The following is a 7489-nucleotide window of genomic DNA, read 5'->3' as shown; positions in this document are numbered from 1 at the left end:
CGAACTGGACCTGGGACCCCGAAGCCGGTCAATTTTACTGGCACCGCTTTTTCTCGCACCAGCCTGATCTCAATTTCGATAACCCTCGCGTAGTCAGCGCAATCGTTCAGGTGATGAAGCGGTGGCTCGATGCGGGCGTCGATGGATTCCGCCTCGACGCCATTCCCTATCTCTGCGAGCGCGACGGCACCAACAACGAGAACCTGCCGGAGACCCACGAGATCATCAAGAAGCTGCGCGCCGAGCTCGATGCTTACGCCAGGGGCAAGGTTTTGTTGGCGGAAGCCAATCAATGGCCGGAGGACGTGCAGGAATATTTCGGCACGGGTGATGAATGCCACATGGCCTATCACTTCCCGTTGATGCCGCGGATCTATATGGCGCTTGCGCAGGAAGACCGCTTTCCCATCACCGATATCCTGCGCCAGACCCCGGATATACCGTCCAATTGCCAATGGGCGCTGTTCCTGCGCAATCACGACGAACTGACGCTGGAGATGGTCACCGACGTCGAGCGCGATTACCTGTGGTCCACCTATGCCAACGATCCGCGCGCACGGATCAACGTCGGGATTCGCCGGCGCCTGGCGCCGCTGATGGACAACGATCGCCGCAAGATCGAATTGATGAACTCGCTGTTGCTGTCTTTTCCGGGGACGCCGATCATCTACTATGGCGACGAAATCGGGATGGGCGACAACATATATCTCGGAGATCGCAATGGCGTGCGCACGCCAATGCAATGGACCCCTGACCGCAACGGCGGCTTCTCCCGCGCGGACCCGGCACGGCTTTATGCGCCGACCATCATGGACCCGGTGTACGGTTATGAAGCCGTCAATGTCGAGGCTCAGTCGCGCAGCCTGTCGTCGCTCCTGAGTGCGACGAAGCGGCTGATCTCGGTGCGCAAATCCAGCTTGGCATTCGGACGCGGCACCATGACGTTTATCCGTCCGGCCAACCGGGCGGTGCTGGCCTATATCAGGCAGTATCGCGATGAGGCGATCCTCTGCGTCGCCAATCTGTCCCGATCGGCGCAGGCGACCGAACTCGATTTGTCGGCCTGGAAGGATCGCGTGCCTCTGGAGATGCTCGGCCGCACGCGTTTTCCGGCGATCGGCGAATTGCCGTACATGATCACGTTGGCGCCGTACGGCTTCTACTGGTTCAAGCTCCAGGAACGCGAGAAGTCAGAGCATGTGGCGCCTTCGGTGGTGCCGGAATTCGAAACGCTGGTGGTGCCACTGGGCTCGACATGGGTCTCGCTCGCCCGCACTCGCACCGTGTTCGAACGCGACGTATTGCCCGGCTTTCTGGCGAGAAGCCGCTGGTATCCGGAGCGCTCTCCGAAGGCAATCCATCCAAAGCTGATCTCGGCGGTCCCCTTCTGCGACATTGGTGACAACAAGCCCTGGCTTGCGTTCTTTGAAGCAAGCCAGCACGGCGCCACCGCGCGATACGTTTTGCCGATGCGGATCGAGTGGGTGCGTTTCGATCGCGAGCGCTACAACCCGCGTGCATTCGCGGCCGTACGGCAAGGCGCGCGGGAAGGAACGCTTCTGGACGTTGCGAGCGATCCGATTTTCATCGCGCTTCTGCTCCGCAACCTGCGGCAATCCCTGACCATTGAAGATAATGGCTTGCGCCTCGAATTCCGGCCGACGAGGCGGTTGTCCGACGAGCCTATAAAGCCGCCGGAGCATGTTCGGGCCGTTGAAACCGAACAATCCAACAGCACGGCGCTGGTGGATAACCGATATGTGGTGAAGGTCTATCGCAAGCTCGAGTCCGGCATCAACCCGGAGATCGAAATGGGCCGCTTCCTCACCGAAGTCGCGGGTTTCGCCAACACGCCGGCGCTGCTGGGTGGCGTGGAACTTATCGAGGGCGACAAGCAAAACGCGATCGCGATTGTTCATGCCTTTGTTGAAAATCAGGGCGACGCGTGGACCGTGACATCCGCCTATCTGGACCGCTTCGTCGACGAGCAGCGCCTGTTGCAGCCAAGCGAGCATCCGGGCGAGAGCGAGGAGCAGGTTCCATATCTGCGGTACATGTCGCAAATCGGAAGACGTGTCGCTGAGATGCACCTGGCGCTGACCGGCAACAGCAACTCCAGCGATTTCGTCCCGGAACCGACCACATCGGCTGACGTGCAGCGCTGGATCGATGACCTGTTAAGCCGCGCCGAACGGGTGTTTGAAGCGCTGCAGCATCGTCGCGACACGCTAAAGGAAGCCGATCGTCCGCTGGTCCAGCAATTGCTGGCGCAGCGCGAGGCCTTGCCGGCGCGGCTCAATACATTGCTGCCGCATGAGATCGACGCCCTCAACATCCGACATCATGGCGATCTCCATCTCGGGCAAATTCTGATCGTAAAGGACGACATCTTCATCATCGATTTCGAAGGAGAGCCGCGACGCTCACTTCAGGAACGTCGGCGAAAAGCGCCGGCGGCGCGCGACGTCGCCGGGTTGATCCGGTCGATCGACTATTCGGCTACGGCGGCGCTTGAGCGCGCGCTGAAGGTTACCCCCGACGAGCAGGGCAAGCTTGCCGTGGCGCTCGCCGGGTGGCGTGACCGCGCCACCGCGACGTTCCTGTCGGCGTATCGCGAGATCATGACGGCTGCGCGGCTATGGCCGGAAGATCCGGCTGCGGCTGAACGACTGCTGAATTTCTTTTTGCTCGAGAAAGCGTTTTACGAAATCGAATACGAGCTGGCCCACCGGCCTGAGTGGGTGCGAGTCCCGCTGACGGGCGCGATCCGAATATTGTCCGAAAATACCGACGAGGCCGCATGAGCGAACTGCCTGCCGAGGCCTATGCGATTGTTGAAGGCCGCCACTCCGATCCGTTCCACTACCTCGGCCTGCATACCGAGGGTGGGCAGACGGTGGTGCGCGCGTTCCTCCCCGATGCGTCGAATGTGGAAGCCATTGGTGAGCACGGCGAAACGGCTTCGCTGGCGCGGATTCACGAGGCCGGTCTGTTCGCTGGCGCACTTCCGAACGGCTCCAAACGTTACCAGCTGCGCGCGCGGTTTGGCGATAACGTCGTTGAGCTTGAGGACCCCTACCGTTTCCCACCCGTGCTGAGCGACTTCGATCTGTATCTGCTCGGCGAAGGCACTCATCAGCGGCTCTACGACAAGCTGGGTGCGCACCCCATGACGCTCGACGGAGTCGAGGGCGTCGCATTCGTGGTGCTCGCGCCCAATGCGAAGCGAGTCAGCCTGGTCGGCGATTTCAATTTCTGGAATCCGAGACGGCATCCCATGCGCGTCCGCGGCGTGGGATACTGGGAATTGTTCGTGCCGCGCGCCACTGTGGGCGATCGTTACAAGTTCGATATCATCGGCCCGAATGGCCAGCATCTACCCCTCAAGTCGGACCCTCTCGCCTTTGCGACCGAATTGCGCCCGAGCACGGCATCGGTCGTATTCGACGAAGCCAAACTGCCGCATCCACAGCCGGCCCGCGAACGCGTCAACGCGCTGAATTCGCCGATGTCGATATACGAAGTCCATCTCGGCTCATGGCGGCGCAAGGGCAACAACGAGTGGCTGACCTATCGCGAGCTCGCCGAACAGCTTCCGCGTTATGCCGCCGATCTAGGCTTCACTCATCTGGAATTCCTGCCGGTCAACGAACACCCGTTCGACGGCTCCTGGGGGTACCAGCCGACCGGCTTGTTTGCGCCGACCAGCCGATTTGGTTCACCCCAGGATTTTGCAGCACTTGTCGATGCCTGCCATCGCGAAGGCCTCGGCGTAATACTGGACTGGGTTCCGGGCCACTTCCCCGACGATCCACACGGGCTCGCTAATTTTGACGGCACCGCTTTGTACGAGCACGCCAACCCGCTGCAGGGACGCCATCTCGACTGGGGCACGCTGATCTACAACTACGGCCGCACTGAAGTGGTGAATTTTCTGGTCTCGAATGCGCTGTTCTGGCTGGACCGTTATGGCGTCGACGGGCTGCGCGTCGATGCGGTCGCCTCAATGCTGTACCTCGACTATAGCCGCCCCTCCGGCGGCTGGATTCCCAACAAGCATGGCGGCAGGGAGAACCTGGAAGCCATCGATTTCCTGCGCCGCTTCAATGCCGAAGTGTTCGCGCATTTTCCGCATGCCACCACAGCGGCGGAAGAATCCACTGCATGGCCGCAAGTGTCGCGGCCGATCGAGTTTGGTGGGCTTGGTTTTGGCTACAAGTGGAATATGGGCTGGATGCACGACACATTGGATTACGTCAGCAAGGATCCGATCCACCGCAAGTATCATCACGGCAGCATCCTGTTCGGCCTGCACTACGCATTTTCGGAAAATTTCATTCTGCCCCTTTCACATGACGAGGTCGTGCATGGCAAGCGCTCCATCCTCGGGCGCATGCCCGGCGACAGCTGGCAGCGCTTCGCGAATCTGCGCGTCTACTATTCTTTCATGTTCGGCCATCCCGGCAAGAAGCTGATGTTCATGGGGTGCGAATTTGGGCAGGAACGAGAATGGAACCATGACAGCTCGCTCGATTGGCACCTGCTCGAACAACCCCAATACGCCGGCATCCATAATCTCATCCGCGATCTCAATGGGCTCTATCGTACGCAGCCGGCCTTGCATGAACTGGATTGCGATCGAGGCGGCTTTGAATGGGTCGTCACCGACGATGCCAATCGCAACGTGTTCGCCTGGATACGCAAGGGCGAGCACGCGCGCGCGCGTTGCCTGGTGGTGCTCAATTTTTCTCCAAATGTTTATTACAATTACCGGCTCCGGGTGCCATTTTCCGGCAAGTGGCGCGAGGTGTTCAATTCGGACTCGGCGCACTACGGCGGCAGCAATGTCGGGAACATTGGAGAGGTACAGACATTAGAGGGGCTCGTTCCGGAGATCGAACTCACGATCCCGCCTTTGGCCGCCATTTTTCTCGTACCGGAAGCCTGACAAATGCGACTGTCCGCCGGAAGCTTCTCGCGGCTCGGTGCAAGCTGGGACGGGCGGGGAACCAACTTTGCAATCTTCTCCGCCAACGCGCGCAAGGTCGAGCTTTGCCTGTTCGACAGCCAGGGACGTCGCGAGCTCGAGCGCATTACACTGCCTGAGCGTAACGAGGATGTCTGGCACGGCTATCTAAATGACGTCTCGCCCGGGCAGCTCTATGGTTACCGGGTTCACGGGCCGTATGAGCCCGAGCATGGCCATCGCTTCAACCCAAACAAGCTTTTGCTCGATCCGTATGCGAAGCGGCTCGCCGGCCGGCTGGTGTGGAGCGATGCGCATTTCGGTTATCGCACGGGGAGCCCGCGCGAGGATCTGTCGTTCGACAGGCGCGACAACGCGCGCGGGATGCCCAAAGCCGTCGTTGTAGACGAGACGTTCAACTGGGGCCGCCGTGAGATGCGCCCCTCGATCGCCTGGGAAGACACCGTCTTCTACGAAGCCCACGTCAAGGGTTTGACCCAGAAGCGGGAAGACGTGCCACCCAACCTGCGCGGCAACTATGGAGGTCTTTCGTCGCCTGCGATGATCGATCATTTTAAGCGGCTCGGCGTCACCACGATCGAGCTGTTGCCGATCCACGCATTCATCGATGATCGCATGCTGGTCGAAAAGAAGCTGTCGAACTACTGGGGCTACAATACGCTGTGCTTCTTTGCGCCGGAACCGCGTTACGCGCAGGACAACCCGCTAGACACCTTCCGCACCACGGTGGCGCGGCTGCACGATGCCGGTTTCGAGGTTATACTCGACGTGGTCTACAACCACACCGCCGAAGGCAATCATCTCGGTCCAACGCTGTCGTTCCGGGGGATCGACAATGCCTCGTACTATTGGCTGATGAAGGACAATCCTCGTTACTATGACGACTTCACCGGCTGCGGCAGCTCGGTCAATCTGACCAATCCGCGTGTGCTACAGATGGTGATGGATTCCCTGCGTTATTGGGTCGAGGTTTGCCATGTCGATGGCTTCCGATTTGATCTGGCCACTACGCTGGGACGCGGCCCGAACGGTTTTGACCGCAACAGTCCGTTTCTGATGGCGGTACGGCAGGACCCGGTTCTCGCCTCGGTAAAGCTGGTTGCCGAGCCGTGGGACCTCGGACTGGGCGGCTATCAAGTCGGCGCATTTCCATCGCAATGGTCGACATGGAATGACCGCTACCGCAGCGCCATGCGTCGATACTGGAGCGGTGAAGGCAGCCTGATCGGCGAGGTCTCAAGCCGCATGACCGGCTCGTCGGACCTGTACAATCACGACGGCCGCACGCCCCGCGCCGGCGTCAATCACATTACCGTCCATGACGGCTTCACGCTGCAGGATTTATTCAGTTACAACGAAAAGCACAACGAGGCTAACGGCGAAGACAATCGCGACGGCTCGAACGATAACCACAGTAACAATTGCGGCCATGAAGGGCCAACAGACGATCCCGTCATCCTCGCGCTGCGGCGCCAACTCCGGAAAAATCAAATCGCGTGTCTGCTGCTGGCGCAGGGACTGCCGTTGATTTTGGCGGGAGATGAGGTCGGCAACACGCAATTCGGCAACAACAACGCCTATTGCCAGGACAACGAAATCGGCTGGGTGGGATGGGAAGGCCTCGGTCGCGAAGGCGATGACCTCACCGATTTCATCGGCCGCATGATCGAGCTGAGAAGGCGCTTTCCGCAATTACGTTCTCACCGCTGGCTTGAGGGACGGCGGCCGGACGGCTCGTACGGCGTGTTGTGGCTGACACCAACCGCCGAGGAGATGAAGCAAGCAGACTGGAATTTTCCGGAGAGCCGATTTCTTTCTTATGTGCTCGGCCCGACCGAACAGCGTGAGCCGCTTTTCATCGTGTTAAATGCCGCACCCGACGATATCCCCTTCAAACTGCCCAAGCTGCCGGAATACAAGGCTTGGCAGCAACTATTGAACACCGTCGACGTTAAGCAACAGGTCAGGCACTTCGGATCGGGGGAAGAGGCAAAAGCGCCTGCCCGTTCAGTCCTCGCCTTTGCGGGTTTGGCATGAATGAGCAGCGATTCGGCGCGCAATTAACAGCAGACGGCGCCACGTTTCATTTTTGGGCGCCGGCAGCAAAGCACGTGGACGTAGTGCTGACAACTCCGCAACGAATGCGAGACCAAGAGAATGGCTGGTTTCGCGCCGATATCGCAGGGCTCAAGGCTGGCGCGCTCTATAAATTCAGGATCGATGACGAGATCGATGTTCCCGATCCCGCTTCCGCCTTCCAGCCTGATGATGTTTCGGGGCCCAGCGAAGTTGTCGATCATTCAAGCTATCGCTGGCGCGCGTCGGAGTGGCGCGGAAGGCCTTGGCACGAAGCCGTCCTGATCGAAACCCATGTAGGTACGTTCACAGAAGAAGGTACCTACAAAGCCATGATCGGCAGGCTCGATCATCTGGTAGCAACTGGCATCACCGCACTGGAGTTGATGCCGTTGGCGGATTTCGCCGGAACGCGCAACTGGGGAT

3 protein-coding genes and 1 pseudogene are annotated in these 7489 nt (G+C 59.8%); all 4 read left to right on the top strand.

Features of this window, described 5'->3' with window-relative positions; all coding sequences use genetic code 11:
* Nucleotides 1-2804, top strand: a 2804-nt coding sequence (locus VJV58_RS17660) for a putative maltokinase (RefSeq protein WP_324138653.1), incomplete at its 5' end; no start/stop codon positions are given.
* Nucleotides 2801-4948, top strand: a complete 2148-nt coding sequence (glgB, locus tag VJV58_RS17655; RefSeq protein WP_324138652.1) for a 1,4-alpha-glucan branching protein GlgB — start codon at nt 2801-2803, stop codon at nt 4946-4948. The genes VJV58_RS17660 and glgB, both read left to right, overlap by 4 nt.
* 3 nt (nt 4949-4951) lie before the next feature.
* Nucleotides 4952-7024, top strand: coding sequence for a glycogen debranching protein GlgX (glgX, locus tag VJV58_RS17650; RefSeq protein ID WP_324138651.1), 2073 nt, complete (start codon nt 4952-4954; stop codon nt 7022-7024).
* Nucleotides 7021-7489: pseudogene (locus tag VJV58_RS17645) on the top strand (malto-oligosyltrehalose trehalohydrolase); the annotation flags it as partial. The gene glgX and the pseudogene VJV58_RS17645, both read left to right, overlap by 4 nt.

It is taken from the genome of Bradyrhizobium sp., from assembly GCF_035273305.1.
GTDB lineage: Bacteria > Pseudomonadota > Alphaproteobacteria > Rhizobiales > Xanthobacteraceae > Bradyrhizobium.
The sequence above is the reverse complement of the archived record's forward strand: the minus strand, read 5'-3'. Positions and strand labels throughout refer to the sequence as shown.